Origin of the sequence: Actinoplanes sp. NBC_00393 (genome assembly GCF_036053395.1) — a bacterium.
Taxonomy (GTDB): Bacteria; Actinomycetota; Actinomycetes; order Mycobacteriales; family Micromonosporaceae; genus Actinoplanes.
In genome coordinates, this window is the sequence record NZ_CP107942.1 from 4,712,711 (window position 1) to 4,729,801 (window position 17,091).

Annotated in this window: 15 protein-coding genes; 8 read left to right on the plus strand and 7 right to left on the minus strand. The window is 71.1% G+C overall.

The window, feature by feature from the left end:
- Nucleotides 1-146 precede the first annotated feature (146 nt).
- Complete coding sequence (locus tag OHA21_RS22160; RefSeq protein ID WP_328476544.1) at nucleotides 147-1,304, plus strand: sensor histidine kinase; 1,158 nt, start codon at nucleotides 147-149, stop codon at nucleotides 1,302-1,304.
- Entirely contained in the window at nucleotides 1,301-1,939 is a 639-nt protein-coding gene (locus tag OHA21_RS22165; protein WP_328476546.1) for a response regulator transcription factor, read from the plus strand. Before OHA21_RS22160 ends, OHA21_RS22165 begins: the two co-directional genes overlap by 4 nt.
- A 24-nt stretch (nucleotides 1,940-1,963) precedes the next feature.
- On the opposite strand, the gene OHA21_RS22170 is transcribed toward OHA21_RS22165, so the two are convergent.
- Both OHA21_RS22170 and OHA21_RS22175 read right to left on the minus strand, forming a co-directional pair.
- Nucleotides 1,964-2,971 (minus strand): sulfotransferase family protein, encoded by a 1,008-nt coding sequence (locus OHA21_RS22170; RefSeq protein ID WP_328476548.1) that lies wholly within the window; start codon nucleotides 2,969-2,971, stop codon nucleotides 1,964-1,966.
- Between the two features lie 221 nt (nucleotides 2,972-3,192).
- Nucleotides 3,193-4,068: a DMT family transporter gene (locus OHA21_RS22175; RefSeq protein ID WP_328476550.1), complete on the minus strand. Its 876-nt coding sequence runs from the start codon at nucleotides 4,066-4,068 to the stop codon at nucleotides 3,193-3,195.
- 70 nt (nucleotides 4,069-4,138) lie between these two features.
- Here OHA21_RS22175 and OHA21_RS22180 point away from each other — a divergent pair, with 70 nt between their 5' ends.
- Nucleotides 4,139-5,077: a LysR family transcriptional regulator gene (locus OHA21_RS22180; RefSeq protein ID WP_328476552.1), complete on the plus strand. Its 939-nt coding sequence runs from the start codon at nucleotides 4,139-4,141 to the stop codon at nucleotides 5,075-5,077.
- Nucleotides 5,078-5,561: 484 nt separating this feature from the next.
- Here OHA21_RS22180 and OHA21_RS22185 read toward each other — a convergent pair whose 3' ends face one another.
- From OHA21_RS22185 to OHA21_RS22195, 3 genes are all read right to left on the minus strand, one after another.
- Nucleotides 5,562-6,086 (minus strand): GNAT family N-acetyltransferase, encoded by a 525-nt coding sequence (locus OHA21_RS22185; RefSeq protein ID WP_328476554.1) that lies wholly within the window; start codon nucleotides 6,084-6,086, stop codon nucleotides 5,562-5,564.
- A 322-nt stretch (nucleotides 6,087-6,408) separates the two neighbouring features.
- Entirely contained in the window at nucleotides 6,409-6,966 is a 558-nt protein-coding gene (locus OHA21_RS22190) for a DUF305 domain-containing protein (RefSeq protein WP_328476556.1), read from the minus strand.
- Between the two features lie 5 nt (nucleotides 6,967-6,971).
- Complete coding sequence (locus tag OHA21_RS22195; protein ID WP_328476558.1) at nucleotides 6,972-7,739, minus strand: lytic polysaccharide monooxygenase; 768 nt, start codon at nucleotides 7,737-7,739, stop codon at nucleotides 6,972-6,974.
- Between the two features lie 97 nt (nucleotides 7,740-7,836).
- Here OHA21_RS22195 and OHA21_RS22200 point away from each other — a divergent pair, with 97 nt between their 5' ends.
- A complete protein-coding gene (locus tag OHA21_RS22200; protein ID WP_328476560.1) occupies nucleotides 7,837-8,625 on the plus strand; it encodes an aminoglycoside phosphotransferase family protein in 789 nt (262 codons plus the stop codon).
- A gap of 44 nt (nucleotides 8,626-8,669) precedes the next feature.
- Here the strand turns inward: OHA21_RS22200 and OHA21_RS22205 are convergent, their stop codons facing one another.
- On the minus strand, nucleotides 8,670-10,121 hold the full coding sequence (locus OHA21_RS22205) for a helix-turn-helix domain-containing protein (protein WP_328476562.1): 1,452 nt from the start codon (nucleotides 10,119-10,121) through the stop codon (nucleotides 8,670-8,672).
- A 128-nt stretch (nucleotides 10,122-10,249) separates the two neighbouring features.
- Between OHA21_RS22205 and aceA the strand changes: the two genes are divergently transcribed.
- Nucleotides 10,250-11,536, plus strand: coding sequence for an isocitrate lyase (gene aceA / locus OHA21_RS22210; RefSeq protein WP_328476563.1), 1,287 nt, complete (start codon nucleotides 10,250-10,252; stop codon nucleotides 11,534-11,536).
- 19 nt (nucleotides 11,537-11,555) lie between these two features.
- Nucleotides 11,556-13,181, plus strand: coding sequence for a malate synthase A (gene aceB / locus OHA21_RS22215; RefSeq protein ID WP_328476565.1), 1,626 nt, complete (start codon nucleotides 11,556-11,558; stop codon nucleotides 13,179-13,181).
- Nucleotides 13,182-13,295: 114 nt separating this feature from the next.
- Here aceB and OHA21_RS22220 read toward each other — a convergent pair whose 3' ends face one another.
- Nucleotides 13,296-13,946, minus strand: coding sequence for a VOC family protein (locus OHA21_RS22220; RefSeq protein WP_328476567.1), 651 nt, complete (start codon nucleotides 13,944-13,946; stop codon nucleotides 13,296-13,298).
- Nucleotides 13,947-13,978: 32 nt separating this feature from the next.
- On the opposite strand from OHA21_RS22220, the gene OHA21_RS22225 reads away from it, so the two are divergent.
- Entirely contained in the window at nucleotides 13,979-16,054 is a 2,076-nt protein-coding gene (locus OHA21_RS22225) for a hypothetical protein (RefSeq protein ID WP_328476569.1), read from the plus strand.
- A gap of 57 nt (nucleotides 16,055-16,111) precedes the next feature.
- Complete coding sequence (locus OHA21_RS22230) at nucleotides 16,112-17,086, plus strand: hypothetical protein (RefSeq protein WP_328476571.1); 975 nt, start codon at nucleotides 16,112-16,114, stop codon at nucleotides 17,084-17,086.
- The last annotated feature ends 5 nt before the right edge of the window (nucleotides 17,087-17,091 follow it).

The following is a 17,091-nucleotide window of genomic DNA, read 5'->3' on the forward strand; positions in this document are numbered from 1 at the left end:
GAGTGCTCCCAGGAAGCGGAAAGGGACAGAGGGATCCTGTTCGATCCCCGGCCGCCCGCACATCGGCCCGGCGACAGGCCCGGCCGGCGGCGACTCTGCCTTTCGGCCGATGGGTGAGCCCGTCCGGCCGCCTACGCTGGGTCACGATGATGAACCGCACCCTGCTCCACCTGGGCCAGCTCACCGCGCTCGGCGCCCTGGCCGTGCTCGGCCTGGTCGACGTGCAGGGCGGCATGCTGGCAGGCCTCGAACTCGGCCTCTGGCAGGTGGGCGCGGCGGTCGTCGCGGCCGCGGTCTGGCTCCCGGTGCACCGGCCCGGCTCGTCCCGGCTGCCCCAGGCGGCGCTGGTGCTGGCCGGGCAGTCGATCCTGCTCACCTTCCTGCTCAGCGGCACCGACCGCGGCGCCATCTGGGGACTCGCCGAGTCGGCCGCCCTGTTCGGGGTGCTCATGGTGGTGGCCCGCCGCGGCTCGGCCCGCTGGGCGGCAGCGGCCTGCGCCGCCCTGCTGCTGGCCGTCGCCCTGCTCCCGCTGCGCTCCGGCGACGTGCGCACCTACCTGGTCTTCGGTCTGCTCCAGGCGCTGATCGGGTCGGCCGCCATCGGCGTCGGCGTCTACCTGCGCACGCTGGAGGGCAACCGGCAACGCGCCCTGGACGCGGTCCGCACCGAGCAGCGCACCGAGTTCGCCCGCGACCTGCACGACTTCATCGCCCACCACGTCACCGGCATCGTGGTGCAGGCCCAGGGCGCCCGGTTCATCGCCGAGCAGGACCCGAAACGGGTGCTGCTGGCCCTGGAACAGATCGAGCAGGCCGGCGCCGAGACGATGGCGTCGATGCGGCGGATGGTGGGGGTGCTGCGCGACCCCGACTCGCGGCCGGACGCGCCGCTCGCCCCGATCGCCGGGGTGCCCGAGCTGGAGGCGCTGGTCGAGCAGTTCACCGCGGCCGGCGGGGTGCCCGCCCGGCTGCATCGGGACGGGGAGACGACCGGGCTGCCGGTGGAGGTCTCCACCTCGGCGTACCGGGTGGTGATGGAGGCGCTGACCAACGTCCGGCAGCACGCCCGGGGCGCGTCGGCCGTCGACGTGTGGCTGCGGCGTACCCCGGACCACCTGCTGGTGCGGGTGGCGAACGACGGGCCGCCACCCCGTCCGGCCACCCCGCGCGACCGGCCGGGATACGGTCTGGCCGGGCTGACCGAACGGGTCCGCGCGGTCGGCGGGCAGTTCTCGGCCGGCCCGGGCGTGGACGGCGGCTGGGTGGTCGACGTCTCTCTACCGTTGAACTGGAGTGGTTCTTGATTCGCGTACTCGTCGCCGACGACCAGGCCATGGTCCGCACCGGCTTCGGCATGATCATCGGTGCGCAGCCGGACATGGAGTTGGTCGGCGAGGCGGCCGACGGCGTGGAGGCGGTCGCGCAGGCCCGGCAGCTGCGGCCGGACGTGGCGCTGATGGACATCCGGATGCCGAAGATGGACGGCCTGCAGGCGTTGCGGCTGCTCGCCGGCCCGGGCGTCGCCGACCCGGTGAAGGTGGTCGTGGTCACCACGTTCGACCTGGACGAGTACGTGCACCAGGCGCTGCGCAACGGCGCGGTGGGCTTCCTGCTCAAGGACGCCGGCCCGGCACTGCTGGTCGAGGCGGTACGCGCCGCGGCCTCCGGGGACGCCCTGATCAGCCCGTCGGTCACCGTACGCCTGCTCCAGCACCTGGCCACCCCGGCTCAGCCGGCGGAGGACGGCGGCCTGTCCCCGCGCGAGCTGGAGGTGGTCCGCCTGACCGCCCGCGGCCTGACCAACGCCGAGATCGCCGCCGAGCTGTTCATCTCGGTCGGCACCGTCAAGACCCACCTGGGCAGCGTGCACGCCAAGCTGGACACCCGGAACCGGGTGGAGATCGCCGCCTGGGCGTGGGAGCGGCGCCTGGTCGGCTGACCCGGCCCCACGCCCGGCGGTACGTCAGCCCGCGAGCTGGCGGCTGGTGAGCCGGGCCGCGACCGGCGGCTCGGTCTCGGTGACCGGGTGACGGCGCGCCTGCGACAGCAGACCGGTGACGGCACGCTTGGCCGGGCCGAGCCGCTTCTTGGCGAGCTGGGTCGCGTCGTTGCGCATCCGGACACTGCGCGGGATCGGGATCGACGGCTCGTAGCCGAAGTGCGGCAGCAGCTCGCCGAACGCATCTTCGCACTGCCGGATCTCGTCCCCGCTGAGCCGCTTGCGCCAGCTCTGGATCCGCTCGGTGGTGGGCGCCTGGTGGGTCAGCGTGTGCCAGGTCTTGTACTCCGGCACGGCGACCGAGGCCAGCTTGTTCGGCGCGGTCATCGCCGGGTCGAAGTCCTCCTCGAGGAAGGCGCAGATCTTCCGCAGGTGCGGCTCCGGGTCGGCGACCAGGTCCTCGTAGCGGACCTGGTGGTAGACGTCCTTGCGGTAGACGCGGGAGGCGACCAGCGAGGCCTCCGCCGACTTCTTCCAGTAGTCGAGGAGCGTGTCGAACTCCTCGGGCTTCCACGGCGTCTCCTTGAGCGACGCTACGCAGTCCCGGCCGTCACGCATGATGTTGATGATCTGCGCGTCCGGGAACAGCTTCAGGATCGTCGGCAGGTACCGCAGATACATCGGGCGTTTGTCGCCCCAGCGCGGCTTGCCGAAGCGCTGCGCGTACATCCGGAAGACGATGCCGAACGCCGAGCCCAGCGTCGGCGGGCCGGTGACGATCGCGTCGACCACCTCGGTCTCGTCCAGCCCGAGGTCGGTGAACTGCGGCGATGTGACGATGAACTCGGCCAGCGACTTCCGGTTGCCGGCGTCGGTCAGATCACCGAAGTCGGAACGCTGCTGCCAGCCGGCCAGCAGGAAGCGGGTCTCCGGCGGCAGAGCGATGCGCGGGTGCGCATGGAGCATGAGCTGCAACATCGTCGTGCCGGATCGCGGGCAGCCCACGACGAAGATCGGGCGGTCACTGGACATGGCGGCCACCGTAAATCAGCTCCACCCGGTTCGTCATGTCGCTCCTCTCCACGTCTCCGCACAGATCTTGAAGACTTCGAAAAGATTCCGCAAAAAGTCTGTGCAGCCAAGACATGAGAGCCATCTGTCAGCTGTGAGTTTTCTGGCAATCTTGGTCGACGAAGTGCAAAAGCCGCCGCGCCGGACCGGACCGTAACCGATCCGGCACGAATTGCGACATCTCACACGCCGATGGACTCCCGCTCGCGTACCGGCGCCGGGCGAGTGGAGAGCCAGCAGCCGAGGATGACGAGCGCGAAACCGGCGACTGTGGCCACGCCGATCGACTCGTTCAGCAGCACCACACCGAGCAGCACCGCGACGACCGGGTTCACGTACGTGACCAGGCCGGCCCGGTTCGAGCCGGCCAGGCCGATCAGCTTATAGAACGCCAGCAAGGCGACCGCGGTGCAGAGGACGCCGAGCACCGCCAGCGCCGCCCACGAGTCCGCGCCGACCGGCTCGGTGGGCAGGGCGAAGAAGGTGAACGGCAGCAGCACCACAGTCGTGATCGAGGTGGTGCCGACGGTCAGCGCCTCGGGCGGGATGTCGGCGGCGCGGCGCTGCACCAGCATGGTCGCCACGGCGTAACTGATCGCGGCGAGCAGCACCATGCCGGCGCCGAGCAGCCCGGAGTCACCGGAGACGTCCAGGCCGAGCAGTGCCACTACCCCGGCGAAGCCGACGACCAGGCCGGCCACCCGGATCGGGGTGAGCGGCTCGGTCCGCGACATCAGCAGCGCGATCACCACCGGTTCGACGGCGATCAGGATTCCGGTCAGCGAGGACGAGATGTGCTGCTCGCCGTAGGTGATGAGCAGGAACGGCCCGACGATGTGCACCATCGCGATCAGGGTGACGGCCGGCATCCGGCCGCGCAGGCTTCCGAGGGTGCCGCGCATCAGGGCGATCGGGATCAGCACGGCCGCCGCGATGGCGACCCGGCCGGCCACCACCAGCAGCGGCGACAGGTCCTCGATCGCGATCTTGATGAGGAAGTACGGGATGCCCCAGAGGACCGAGACCATCACGAAAAGGAGCCAGGCGAGACGATTCACTCCCCTACCCTCACTCGGTACGGTGGTAAGCGGTAGTGATGGCTTGCTGATGCGGTGTTAAGGAAAACTGATGATCGACTCGCGGCGTCTCCAGGTGCTGACCGAGGTGGCCCGGCAGGGCAGCTTCAACCGCGCGGCCGCTGAGCTGCGGCTCACCCCGTCCGCGGTGTCCCAGCAGATCAGCGCCCTGGAGCGGACCGTCGGCACCCCGGTGGTGCGGCGCAGCACCCGCGGCGTCGAGCTGACTGACGCCGGCCGGGTGCTGGTCGAGACCGCCGAGGCGATCGCCGCCGAGCTGCTCTGCGCCGAACGCGAGATCGCCCAGCTGGCCACCGCCCGCACCGAGCGGCTCACCGTCGCCACCTTCACCAGCGGCGGCCAGCGCCTGCTCCCGCCGGCCCTCACCCGGTTCACCGCCTCGCATCCCGGCGTCGAGCTGACCGTGATCGAGAGCGAGCCGGAGGAGGCGCTGCCGCTGGTCCGCACCGGCTCCGCCGACGTCGCCCTGGCCTACCACTTCGACGGCCCGCCGCCGGTGCGTCCCGGCGACCGCTCCGGGCTGTCCTGGGCGCCGCTGCTCGAGGACCCGATGTGGATCGTCCTGCCCGCCGGCCACCACCTCGCCGGCCGCACCTCGGTCACCGTCGCCGAACTGGCCGGCGAACGCTGGGTGCACGGCTGCATGATCGTCGGCGAGCTGCTCGACCACTACGCGGCGATGGCCGGCTTCCAGGTCCGCACCGCCTGCCGCGGCACCGACTACCAGTTCGCCCAGTCACTCGTCCGCGCCGGCATCGGCATCAGCATGATCCCCGAGGTCGCCCTCACCGCCGATCATTCCGGCCTGACGGCCGCCCGCCTCGCCCCACCCGGCCCCTGCCGCTACGTCGGCGTCGCCACAGCCCGGCGCCGCCGGCCCAACCCCCTGGTGGGCACGCTGCTGCGCATCCTCGAGGAGACCGTCACCGCGCTCCCCGCAACCCCTCTGACCAACCATCGGTACGCCTAGCCCGTCCCCGCAAACCGTGCCCGTCCCCCACTACGAAGCGACCACCCAGGTGGTCCAGGCCCCAGCGCCCGCGCCGGGCTCACCCTCACCTCCAGCCGGCCCTCACGGTCGTTTCCCGCCCACGAGAACAGCCCTGGCAGCCAGCCAAGCTGCCCGGCTGACGCTCAGTGTCGTTTCGCCCACGAGAACAGCTTCGGCAGCCAGCCGGACTGCCCGGCTGGCGCCCACGGCTGTTTCCTGCCTTCCGAGACAGCCGTGAGAACCAGCCCGGTCTGCCCGGCTGGCGCTCACGGCTGTTTCCTGCCCTCCGAGACAGCCGTGAGAACCAGCCCGAACTGCCCGGCCGGCACTCAGGGCTGTTTCCTGCCCGCTGAAGCGGTCCTGAGGGGCTGGCCGGCTGGACCGGCTGGGTAAGCCCGGCAGGGGCGCTTCGGCCTGGAGTGGCAGGTGATCGCTTGGGTGGGCGGGACTTTCGTCGCGCGTACTAAAGATTGATCCAGAAGCGTTTGACCGTGCCGATCGAGGTGTCCCGGATGTCCTCGAGGACGCCGCCGTGGCGTCGGATCGTGCGCGCCGAGGCGAGGTTGTCCACGTCGCAGCTGACCATCACCCGGTCGAGGCCGAGTTTGCGGGCCTCGGTGAGCATCTCGCCGAGCGCGAAGGTGGCCAGGCCGCGGCGGCGCTCGGACGGGCGGATGCCGTAACCGATGTTGCCGCCGGCCTCGAGGAGAAAGTCGTTGAGCTCGTGCCGCAGCGAGATCGTGCCGAGCAGGCGGTCACCGTCCACGATCCACCGGTAGGTGCAGTGCACCAGCCCTTCCGCCGCCGGGATCGAGGTGTCCTCCTCGACCAGCAGCCGCGCCACCCACGAGGCGAAGCCGGCCGGCGAGTCGACGTCGACATCGGGCCGCAGGCCGGCGCCGGGCTGGTGCACGCCCCGGCCCCACTCGTCGTGGGACTCGATCCACGCGGCGTGCAGACGAACCGTCGGCGCGATCAACTCGGGCATGCGCCGACCGTACCCGGGCCCCACCGCGGGTCGCGGCCGGCCTCGCGCTCCCCAAGACATCGACTGGCGCCGCACGCCGCGGCCGGCCTCACGCCCGCCGGGCACCGCCGCACGCCGGCCTCACGCCCGCCGGCACCGCCGCGGCCGGCCTCACCCCCGCCGGGCACCGCCGCACGCCGGCCGCACGCCCGCGGGGCACCGCCGCGCGCCGGCCTCACGCCCGCTGGGGCACCGCCGCGCGCCGGCCTCACGCCCGCTGGGGCACCGCCGCATGCCGCGCGCCGGCCGCACGCCGGCCTCGCGTCTCGCCGGGCGCTGATCGTCAGGCGGCTGAGGCCAGCGCGAGCAGGCGCTGGATCTGCTGCTGCCGGGACTCGGTCATCTGGCCGGCCAGTTGCACGGCCGGCGGATAGGCGCCGCCCTCGCTCTCCATCCGGATCGTCTCCATGCCGTTGTGCAGGTTGCCGAGCAGCAGCGCCACCGCGGTCCGATCGAAGTCGGCGCCTTTCGCCGACCGCAACGCCGCCACGTCCTCCTCGCGCAGCGAGTGCAGGTCGCCGTGCCCGGCGTGCACCCCGGCGGACGGGTCGGCCTCGACCGGGCGCTGCCAGCTGAGCAGCCAGGCGCGCATGGTGTCGCTCTCGGTACGCCACTGCCCGAGCAATTCGGCCGCGATCGCGCGGATCTCCGGGTTCGCCGCCTGTTCCTCGGCGACGGCGGCCACCTGCTGCCCCTCGCCGATCTGGGCCAGGCTCATCTGCAGGAACATCGCGTCGGTGTCGTTGTGCGCAGCCGTCTCCTGCTGCTGCCCACCGCACCCCGCGACCAGCAGGGCCAGCAGGAACAGGGCCAGGGCGGCCCGGCGAACCGGGCCGCCCACACCTGTTACAGAGCGGTCCACAGCGCCGCGACGTACGGAGGCTCCCACCCGGTGATCGCGGTGTGCGCCTGCCGGCACTGGTAGGACCGGCCGTTGAACGTCACCCGGTCACCGACCTTGTACGCCGTACCCGCCGCCCAGGACGTCGCGCCCGGGTTGGTCGTCGCCGTCGGCGTCGGGGTGGGCGGGTTCGTCGTCGCCGTCGGCCGCGGCGTCGGGCTGCTGGTGGCCGTCGGCGTCGGCGTCGGGTTCGTGGTGCCGCCGCCGATGTTCAGGTCCACGCACGAGTAGAACGCGTTCACGGTGTCCGAGATGTTCCACCGGGCGAGAACCGTCTGCCGTCCGCTGAAGCCCTTCATGTTGACCGTGTGCGACTTGGTCGCCCCCGGCTGCGCGCCACCGTCGTTGAAGGAGGCCAGCAGCGTGTCGCCGATGAAGTACTCCCACGTCGCCGTCGAATGCCGGGCGGTGAGCACCCAGTTGAAGGTGACGTTCTGGCCGACCGACGCGGCCGGCCAGCTCTTGCTGTTGTCGTTGAGCACAGTGAAACGGCTGCCGCCTCCGTTGCACTGCTTCGAGCCCTTCGGCTGCTCGACGCTCTGCGGTTCGTACACGATGTCGCCGCAGCCCGAGACCGCGCCGCTCGCGCAGTTGGCCTGACGGCTGGGCGGGGATGAGATGTATCCGTGCGCGGACGCCGGGGAGACGGCCACGAACAGAGATCCGGTGACCGCCGCGACGGTCATGGCCGGAAGGGTGAACCTGCGCCTCATACGTTGCTCCTTAGGGGACGACGTGTTCACCAACGTAAATTAAAGGCTGTTAACAGTAAATACTGTTAAGGATTCTTTAGGGTCTAAGATCAACGGCATGGAGGAGATCCTCGCGGGCGGCGTCAACCAGGTGGTCCGGGCCGGTGACCGGGTACGCCGACCCACCGGCTCCTGGTCGCCACGCGTGCACGACCTGCTCCGGCATCTCGACCGGTTCGCCGGGACGCCCCGCTTCCACGGAGTGACGGCCGACGGCCACGAGATCCTGGACTTCCTGCCCGGCGAGGTCTCCAACTACCCGCCCACCCCGGCTGCCGCATCGACCTCCGCCCTGGTCACCGCCGCTTCGCTGCTGCGCGCCTACCACGACGCCGTGGCAGATTTCGCGCTGTCGGCACCCCGCGACGGCTGGCAGGTCCCGGCCCGCGAGCCGGTCGAGGTGATCTGCCACGGCGACTACGCCCCGCACAATTGCGTCCTCACCGGCGACCGGGTCACCGGTGTGATCGACTTCGACTACGCGATGCCCGGGCCGCGGCTGTGGGACGTGGCCTTCGCCGCCTACCGCTGGGTGCCGCTGGCCGCGCCGGACAACTCGGACGGCTTCGGTACGGTCTCTTCGCAGGCTTCCCGCCTGCGCCTGTTCTGCGACAGCTACGGCCTGTCCCGGCCCGACCGCGCGGCCTTGATCGACACCGTGGTGGCCCGAATCCAGTGGCTGGTCGACCACATGCACGCCGAGGCCGCCGGCGGCAACGCCGCTTTCGCCGGCCACCTCGCCGACGGCCACCACCGCCAATATCTGGGCGACGCCGCCTACATCCGGGAGCACCGGAAGGCCTTCGACGACGCGGTGACGAACAATGCTGCACCTCCCGCGGATTGAGCCGACAGCGCGAAATCCGGCGAAGTATCGCCCCACCGCAAAGGTCAGGCGCGACGGTCCAGGAAGTCGTAGACGTCGCGGTTGTCCACGCCCGGGAAGGTGCCCGGTGGCAGCGCGGCAAGCAGATGTGAGTGCACGCGCGCACTCGGCCAGGCGTTGCCGGCCCAGCGGTTCACCAGGTCGGTGGGTGGTCGCCGGCAGCAGTCCGGGTCCGGGCAGTTCGAGACGGTCCGCCCGGTCACATCCCCACCCCGGAACCAGCGGGCATGCTCATAAGGCGTGCCGACGGTGACCGAGAACAGCCCCGAGCTGGTCGCCTCGACGTGGACGGTGCACCAGTACGTCCCCGCGGTCGTGTCGGTGAACTGGTAGAACGACGAATAGGGGTCGTCGGCCTCGAAAACCGTGCGCGACGCCCACTTGCGGCACACCGGCTGCCCCTCGATCGCGCCGGTCACGTCGGACGGGAAGCGCACGTTGTCGTTCTCATACGCCTTGTAGACGATGCCGCTCTCGTGCACCCGGGCGAAGTGCACCGGGATGCCGAAATGGTGGGTGGCCAGGTTGGTGAACCGGTGCGCGGCCGTCTCATACGACACCCCGAAGGCGTCCCGGAAGTCGTCGATCGCCAGTGCCCGGTCGGCTTTCGCCTCGGTGAGGAACTCGACGGCGAACTTCTCCGGCATGAGCAGCGCCGCGGCGAAGTAGTTGACCTCGACCCGCTGGCGCAGGAAGTCGCCGTAGTCGGCCGGGTTGTTGTGGCCGAGCACGAAGTGCCCGAGCGTCTGCAGCACCACCGCGCGCGGGTCGTGCCCCTTGCCGCTGGCCACCTGTGGCAGGTAGATCCGCCGGTTCTTCAGGTCGGTGACCGAGCGGGTCGAGGTGGGCAGGTCGTTCACGTAGTGCAGGCTGAACCCGATCTGGGCCGCGATGTCGAGGATCCCGCGCTGCGACAGCGGGCCGGTCGTGTGCCGTACCGATTGCAGGACCTTGGCCGCGGCCTGCTCGATCTCGGCGAAGTAGTTGTTGCGCCGGCGCATGTCGGCGCGCAGCTGCGCGTTGGCGCGCCGGGCCACCTCGGGCGTCGCGCTCTGCTCGGTGTGCAGCCGGTTGAGCTCGCGGTGCAGCCCGATCAGGGACTCCAGGGCGTCGGCCGGCAAGCGGCGCCCGGCTCGCACCGCGGGAAGACCGAGGGCGACGTAGGCCGGGCTCTTCTGGAAGTGCGCCAGGTCGATCTCCAGCCCGGCGCGGCGGCTCGGCGCCTCCGGGCGCAGAAGATCCTGCATCGGCACGCCGAGGGCGCTCGCGATCGCCTGGAGCACCGACAGCTTCGGCTCCCGCTTCCCGTTCTCGATCAGCGACAGCTGGGACGGCGCCCGGCCGACAGCGTCGCTGAGCTGGTCAAGTGTCATGCCACGAGTGCGGCGCAGGTGTCGCAGGCGCTGCCCGAGCGTCACCAGATCGACGGGAGCCTCGGGGGAAGGTGAAGCGGTCACGTGTTTCAACCTAGCAGAAAAAACGAGCTTCTTCTCCCCCGGAAGCCCTTCAAAGGGGCTTGTGTGATCCGTGAGAGTGAAGTTCTTCCACCCGGAAGAACGCGACAGGGCAGGAAAGGGATCTTTCGATGACTGAGCTGAACCAAACCAGGGGCGGTACCGCTGCGGACCTCACTCGGGAATGGGCCGGCGACCCCCGTTGGACCGGCGTCAAGCGCGACTACACCGCGCAGGACGTCGTGAAGCTGCGGGGCACTCTCCAGGAGCGGCACACTCTTGCGGAGCGTGGCGCCGCCAAGCTGTGGGAGCTGCTGCACACCGAGGACTACATCAACGCGCTCGGCGCGCTGAGCGGCGGCCAGGCGACCCAGATGGTGCGCGCCGGCCTGAAGGCGATCTACCTGTCCGGATGGCAGGTCGCGGCGGACGCGAACCTCTCCGGCCACACCTACCCGGACCAGTCGCTCTACCCGGCGAACTCGGTGCCCGCGGTGGTCCGCCGGATCAACAACGCGCTGATCCGCGCCGACCAGATCGACACCTCGAACGGCAAGTATGAGCGTGACTGGTTCGCCCCGATCGTCGCCGACGCGGAGGCCGGGTTCGGTGGCCCGCTCAACGCGTTCGAGCTGATGAAGGGCATGATCGCGGCCGGTGCCGCGGGCGTGCACTGGGAGGACCAGCTGGCCAGCGAGAAGAAGTGCGGCCACCTCGGCGGCAAAGTTCTGATCCCGACCCAGCAGCACATCCGTACGCTCAACGCCGCCCGCCTCGCAGCCGACGTGGCCGGCGTGCCCACCCTGGTGATCGCCCGGACCGACGCCCTGGCGGCGGACCTGCTCACCACCGACGTGGACGAGCGCGACCAGCCGTTCCTCACCGGCGAGCGCACCGCCGAGGGCTTCTTCCGGGTGCGTCCCGGTGAGGAGTCGGCGATCGCCCGCGGTGTGGCCTACGCCGACTACGCCGACCTGCTCTGGGTCGAGACCGGCAAGCCGGACCTGGAGTTCGCCAAGCGGTTCGCCGAGGCCGTGCACGCCAAGCACCCGGGCAAGATGCTCGCGTACAACTGCTCGCCGTCGTTCAACTGGAAGCGCAACCTCGACGACGCCGACATCGCCCGGTTCCAGAAGGAGCTCGGCGCGATGGGCTACAAGTTCCAGTTCGTCACCCTGGCCGGCTTCCACGCCCTCAACCACTCGATGTTCGAGCTGGCCAAGGGCTACGCCGAGACCGGCATGACGGCCTACGTGAAGCTGCAGGAGGCCGAGTTCGCGGCCGAGGCCGACGGCTACACCGCCACGAAGCACCAGGCCGAGGTCGGCACCGGTTACTTCGACGCCGTCTCCACCGCGCTCAACCCGGAGAGCAGCACCACCGCCCTCTCCGGTTCCACCGAGGCCGAGCAGTTCTAAGGGAAGACGGGTAGGAACAATGGGCGCCGAAGAGATCACCATCACCGGTACGACCGCCGGCCGTTACTCCGAGATCCTGACTCCCGAGGCCGTCGAGTTGATCGTGGCGCTTGACCGCGAGTTCGGCGCCCGCCGGGTGCAGCTGCTGGAGCGCCGCCGGCGCCGCCGGGCCACCCGCACCACCGACCTGGACTTCCTCGCCTCCACCCAGCACGTCCGGGACGACCTGTCATGGCAGGTCGCCCCGGCCGCGCCGGACCTCACCGACCGGCGGGTGGAGATCACCGGTCCGCCGGAGCGCAAGATGACCATCAACGCGCTCAACTCCGGCGCGAAGGTCTGGATGGCAGACTTCGAGGACGCCACCTCCCCCACCTGGGAGAACGTGGTTCTCGGCCAGCTCAACCTGCGCGACGCCCTGGACGGCACCCTCGATTTCACCGCGGCTGACGGCCGCCGGTACGAGATCGGCGACCAGGTTCCGACGATCATGGTCCGGCCGCGGGGCTGGCACCTGCCGGAGTGTCACCTGCGGATCGGCGGCCGGGCCGTGTCGGCCTCGCTGTTCGACTTCGGTCTGTACCTGTTCCACTGCGGGCAGAAGCAGATCGACCGGGGCAGCGGACCGTACTTCTACCTGCCGAAGCTGGAGTCGCACCTGGAGGCCCGCCTCTGGAACGACGTCTTCGTCTACGCGCAGGAATACCTCGGCATCCCGCGCGGCACCATCCGGGCCACCGTGCTGATCGAGACGATCAACGCGGCGTTCGAGATGGAGGAGATTCTGTACGAGCTGCGCGAGCACTCGGCCGGACTCAACGCGGGACGCTGGGACTACCTGTTCAGCATGATCAAGAACCGGCCGGACGTGGTCCTGCCCGAGCGGTCCCAGGTCACCATGACGGCGCCGTTCATGCGGGCGTACACCGAATTGCTCGTCAGGACCTGCCACAAGCGCGGCGCCCACGCGATCGGCGGCATGGCCGCCGTCGTGCCCAGCCGTGACCCGGTGGCCGCGAAGCGGGCACTCAACCAGGTCCGCCAGGACAAGCGGCGCGAGGTCGGCGACGGCTTCGACGGCTCCTGGGTGGCGCACCCCGGCCTGGTCGAGACCTGCCGAGAGGTGTTCGACCAGTGGCTCGGCGCCGAGCCGCACCAGATCGTGCGCAAGCGCGACGACGTGCGGGTCACCGCCGCCGACCTGCTGGGCATCCGGTCGACCGACGTCACCGTCAGCGAGGTGGCGTTGCGCAACAACTGCAGCGTGGCGCTGCGCTACATCGCCGCCTGGCTGGGCGGGCGCGGCGCGGTCGCGCTCGGCGGCCTGATGGAGGACGCCGCCACCGCCGAGATCTGCCGCGCGCAGCTCTGGCAGTGGATCTCCTCGGGCACCCCGACCGACTACGGCGTGCCGGTGACCGCCGCCCTGGTCACCCGGATGCTGCGCGAGGAGCTCGATGTGCTCAGCGAGACAGGTGCCCTGGACGAGGACGCGGCCCGGTGCTTCGGCCAGGCGCGGACCCTGCTCGTGGTCCTGCTCACCGAGCGGACCTGCCCGGAGTTCCTGACCCTCCCGGCCTACCTTCGGCACCTGTCCGGCGGGTCGGCGGCTCCGGTCACTGATCAGGCTACTGTCGCGGCCTGATCTGTGAGGCGAGGCGGGGTGGCTCGGGCCACCCCGCCTCGTCGCGTCTATCGACCTTCTCGGGTCAGGGTCTGCTTCTCGGTTCCAGCCTGCAGACCCTGTCCCTACAAAGCTCTAGCTCCGGCTCTGCCAGGTGCACAGGCAGACCTTGTTGCCCTCCGGATCGGCTAGCACCCAGAAACTGGGTGACTCGGCGTCGCTGACCAGGCTGCCGCCGGCCTTGATCGCGGCATCGATGCGGGGCTGCACCTCGGACGGATCCACCCACAGGTCCGGGTGCCAGCGCTGCCGCGGCTCCTCGTCACCCGACTCCTGGAACCACACCGCCGGCAGCAGCCCGGCCGGGTCGTTCAGCTCGTCACCGAACTCGCTGGTGCGGTGCTCCAACCCGAGCAGCGCCTGCCAGAACGGCAGCACCCGTGAGTACGCCGGGCTGTCCAGCCCCAGCTCGAGCCGCACCACCCCGGCCGACTCCGCCACCACCCCGGCCTCCGCGGCCAGCTCGCTGATCGTCGCCGCCAGCCGCAGATCACGCGCGGTCACCTCGCCCACGTCGTGGCTGAACAGCGACACGTCCAGGTACGTGTACCGCAGGTCCAGGTCCGGATGGTGATCCGCCGCCTCGGCCGCCGCACCGATCGCGTTCACCAGCTTCAGCCCGGCGGCAAAGCTTCCGGTCCGCAGCCGGGTCCGCAGCGCCCCCGGCAGATAGACCCACCCCGCGGGCGACCGGTCCGCGATCTCCTGTCCACTCAGCTTCGTCATGCCCTCATGCTCGCACCGCGTACCGTGATCCGGTGCTCATCGGGATCGACAACATCGACTGGGAGTCGCTCGACGGCGCCTACGGCCCGTGCACCGAGGCGCCGGACATCCTGCGGGCGATCGCCTCACCCGATCCGGAGGTCGCCGGCGAGGGCCGGTACGAGTTCGCCTCCAGCTTCTGGCACCAGGGCACCGTCTACCCGGTGACCGCCGAGGCTGTCCCGTTCCTGATCGAGCTGGCCACCACCGACGGCGTCCACCAGCGCGATCACCTGCTGCGCCTGCTGGGCGCGCTGTGCGATCCCGAGCAGGCCGACGGGGCCGCGCAACCCCTGGTCCGGGCCGCGGTCGCGGTGCACAGCGGGCCCTTGCTGCCGCTGCTGGCCGATCCGGATCCGGCGATCCGGCGCCACGCCGCATACGCGGCGGCGTGGAGCGGCCCGCACACCTACGACACGTTGCGCGAGCACTGGGAGACCGAGACAGATCCGGGGGTACGCGCGACCCTGCTCCCGGGTCTCATGATGCTTGATCCCACCGCCACCGCTTCGCTGCTCGCCACCGCGTTCCATGACCCGTCGCCGCAGATCCGGGTCGCTGCCGCCCTGGCCACAACGCGAGCCGGCCACTCGCTGCCACCCGGCGCCCGGCAACCGGTGGCCGACGCCTTCGCCCGGATCGAGCCGCACGACAACCCCTGGTCCGGCGCACGCTCCGCTTGGCATCGGGTCTTCCGCACGGCCACCCCCGAAGCCGCCGCTGTCCTGGCCGACACGATGTCCCGGTCCGGCGGCACCGCGGCGCGGACCCATCTGGCCTACTCGCTGGGCGACCGCTTCCGGCGTTCCCGCTCCGCCGCGACCGACCTGCTCCCCGTGGTCCGGACGCTGTCCGACCCCGATCCGCAGGTACGCGAGGCGGCCTGTTCCGCCGCGCTGGCCGCCGGCGAGGCGGCCGCGCCGCTGGCCGATGCGCTGACCGGACCGGCGGCGAGCGGGGACAGGCAGGCGCTCAGCATCCTGATCCGGCTCGGATCTCCCGGCTACCGGGAGGCATTGCTCACGGCCTGGGACGCCGGCGCCGCTCCGGACATCTTCTCCGGCCTCGAACCGCCACCCTTCGACCCGGCGCTCTTCACCGCCATCCGGCACCGGATAGCCGCGCCCGCGCCCACCCGGCCCGCGCCAACCGGGCCGTCCGATCCCTGGGCGGCGAGCAACGCCACCGCCGACCTGATCCGGGTGCTGGCCGCATGGGGCCCGGCCGCCGCCGGCGCGATCCCGGAGTTGATCGCCGTCCTGCCGCAGTTCCCCGTCGCCGCCGCAGGCGCTCTCGCCGCGTTCGGCCCGGCCGCGCTTCCCGCCGTGCCCGCCCTCACCGAGCGGGCCGAGCACGGCGACGTCCGCGCCGGTCACGCCGTGCTGAAACTGACCGGCAACGCCGTCCCGCTGGTCACCGCCGCCACGATCCTGCTCACCGGGAATTCCCGCCACGTCGCCTACGAACTCGACCTGATCGCCGACGCCGGCCCGGCAGCCGCAGTCCTGCTGCCCGCCCTCGCCGGATGGCTCACCGGAACCGCCGCCGCGGAACATCACGAGCTCCGCCGCGAGCAGGTAGCGGCCGCACGACTCGCATGGCGGGCCGGCGCGGACCCGGACCTGGTGTTGCCCACCCTGCGCGCGGTGGTCCGGGCCGGCTTCGCCCCGGCCGGCGACGCAGCCACCCTTCTCGCCGAGCTGGGCACCGGCCACGACCTCCAGCCCGAGCTGCACAAACTGCTGAAATCCGAGCCGTCCGCACGAAGTGGCGCGGCGCGCGCTCTCCATCGCTTGGGCGTCTCCCCCGCCGACCTGGCGGACCCCCTCGTCGACACCATCGCCGCCGGCCGCACGTCTGCCCACCAGGCCTTGGACACGCTGGTCGCCATCGCCGCCCGCACCGCGATCCCGGCCCTGACCGAGTTGGCCGACCGCGACGAACGCATCCCCACCGCCGGCCTCGATGATCCGTCGTGGGCCGACGACCGCCTCCGCCACCGCATCGACGCAGCCATCACCGCGCTGGCCGGCACCCCGACGCGAGACTCGGCCCGACCTTTTGGCTGATTTGCACTGGATGCCGGAAGGATTGCGATTCTGTAGCACCGTGCGGATCATGCTCAGGTGCGCACTCCGAACCGACCGGCCCAGTGGTTCCTGGCCTTCGCCGTCCTCGAGGTCGCCGGCCTCCTCCTGGCCGGTCACGGCCTGCTGCCGTTCAACGGCACCGCGACCATGGCCGCTCTGCTGGCGTACGCCCTGGCCGGCTCGACCTCGCACCGGAGCCGCCCGGAACAGCTGTTGCTCGCCGGCCTTTCCCTCCTGACCGCGGCCGTCGTAGTCGCGGAGTCGCAGGCCGGTGGCTACTACCGTCCCGACGACAGCGCGCTCGGCGCGGGCCACGAACTCGCCGCGATCGGCCTGGTCACCGGCGCGGTCGCCGCTCTCGCCGGCTCCGTCCTGGCCCGGGTCGACCGGTGGAGCAAGAGACGGCTCCTGCCCGCCGCCCCGTTTGCCCTGCTGGTCGGCGGCATCACCTGGGAGATGCTGTGGCAGCAGCCGCTCGTACCGTGGCTGACCGGCCCGGACCTGCTGGATCGCGCCACCGTCCTGCTGGCGCCGGCCACCGCCCTGATTCTGCTCGGCTTCGCGGTGAACGCCGGGCTCGTCCGGCGGGGGCCGCTGCGCGCTGCCGCTGTGGCCCTGCTGCCGGTGCTGGTGGTGGGTTTCGGCGCGCTGACCGCCGCGGGCGGGAACGACCTGGTGTCGGGCCAGCCGATCGAGGAGCCCACCGAAACGTGGTCGATGACGGCGGGCCTGGACACATCGATGGCGGCAGACCTGGGGGCATCGCTGAGCACTACGACCCAGTACGAGGTGGACTTCGCCCTGCCTCAGCAGCCACCGACGGCGCATCTCGTGGACACCGCCCACGAGGACGAACCCGAGGCCTGGAAGGGCTACGCCGACTGGGACCGGTCCGGGCCGGCCCTGTTCATCGTGGTGCTGCTGCTGGGCCTGGCCGCCCTGGCAGCCGGTCTCCAGCGCGGCGGCCCAAGGACCGGGATCACCCTTTACTCCTACCGGATCGATCGATAATCTCG

Excerpts from the sequence above, each read along its gene's own strand:
- OHA21_RS22160 (WP_328476544.1), top strand. The coding sequence starts at position 147 with ATGATGAACCGCACCCTGCTCCACCTGGGCCAGCTCACCGCGCTCGGC.
- OHA21_RS22170 (WP_328476548.1), bottom strand. The coding sequence starts at position 2,971 with ATGTCCAGTGACCGCCCGATCTTCGTCGTGGGCTGCCCGCGATCCGGC.
- OHA21_RS22180 (WP_328476552.1), top strand. The coding sequence starts at position 4,139 with ATGATCGACTCGCGGCGTCTCCAGGTGCTGACCGAGGTGGCCCGGCAG.
- OHA21_RS22185 (WP_328476554.1), bottom strand. The coding sequence starts at position 6,086 with ATGCCCGAGTTGATCGCGCCGACGGTTCGTCTGCACGCCGCGTGGATC.
- OHA21_RS22195 (WP_328476558.1), bottom strand. The coding sequence starts at position 7,739 with ATGAGGCGCAGGTTCACCCTTCCGGCCATGACCGTCGCGGCGGTCACC.
- OHA21_RS22200 (WP_328476560.1), top strand. The coding sequence starts at position 7,837 with ATGGAGGAGATCCTCGCGGGCGGCGTCAACCAGGTGGTCCGGGCCGGT.
- aceA (WP_328476563.1), top strand. The coding sequence starts at position 10,250 with ATGACTGAGCTGAACCAAACCAGGGGCGGTACCGCTGCGGACCTCACT.
- aceB (WP_328476565.1), top strand. The coding sequence starts at position 11,556 with ATGGGCGCCGAAGAGATCACCATCACCGGTACGACCGCCGGCCGTTAC.
- OHA21_RS22220 (WP_328476567.1), bottom strand. The coding sequence starts at position 13,946 with ATGACGAAGCTGAGTGGACAGGAGATCGCGGACCGGTCGCCCGCGGGG.